This is a genomic window from Pseudomonas sp. 05N434, assembly GCF_056396965.1.
In genome coordinates this window covers 1-948 of record NZ_JBFTMK010000951.1, presented here as the reverse complement: position 1 = coordinate 948, position 948 = coordinate 1, and the positions used below count along the sequence as shown (strand labels likewise).

The following is a 948-nucleotide window of genomic DNA, read 5'->3' as shown; positions in this document are numbered from 1 at the left end:
TACGGGCAGCGTGCGTCAGCGCTTCTTCAGCCTGTGCTGGATGCTGGCAAGGACCGTCAGAGGAAATGTTGTTACCAACGCAATAAAATAACGAAAGACTCATTGCCCCCTCCGGCAAGGTGGTTGCTGCTGCCTTGAATAGCTGCTCAACCTTCTCGTTTTTTAACTGCGGCGCCATACCGGAAAGACTCAAACTTGCAGCATTCAAACTGGCTTGAGGATCGCCGGAAGCTGCAGCGCATAGATAGTTTTCCAGAGAGGCTTCAAACAACTCCCCCGTGAGTCGGTACTGCTCCAGCCCCCCCAAACCTCTAAAGGCTTCCGCACGTTGAAAGCAAAAGCTCTCTGCCTTGCTCATGTGAGGATTGCTCGCCACTACGAGATCTTTCTCACTAATCGACCAATCCTCAACTCCCTCCAAGACCCAACACGCTTGTCGAGAAAAGTTGAAAATCTTGATGTTGCTGTTGCCCGCTCGCTTATCCACTACGTTGAAATGACTATCGTCGATCGCTTCGACCTCAACACCCTCAGTCTTGTCTGTGCCCACAGGCGCCATTAGCGGAAACGCCAAATTGGAGCTGTTAACTCCCGTCGTTTGCGGCTCAAAAACCCCATGCTCTCCCACCGGTTTCAAAACCAGCGACTTCACCGTCATCGCAGTCAACCGCTGCTGAGTTTCAGCATTCGCAGAGAACGCCGGAAGGAACTGGGCAAAATCCTCAGACGGGCATTCATCCGCATAAGCGCTGCCATGAAACAGGCTCAGCAGCGACGCGGTGAAAACCGCTACAGCGAGGMCACCACTCTTCTTCAAAACACCATTCATGTCGATCACTCAGAAAACACAAAAAAAGCCTTCGGTTTAACCTTCTCAGGCGGAGCATTCCCCAACGCCTGATCCATCAAACTCCCCGCCTTATCCTTATCCGCAGCCCCCGGCAACAC

At 52.6% G+C, this 948-nt stretch carries 1 protein-coding gene; it reads right to left on the bottom strand.

Annotated elements, in window-relative coordinates:
- Nucleotides 1-829 (bottom strand): sel1 repeat family protein (locus AC1DLB_RS30990; RefSeq protein WP_477786400.1); only part of this gene is annotated, 829 nt, incomplete at its 3' end.
- Nucleotides 830-948 lie beyond the last annotated feature (119 nt).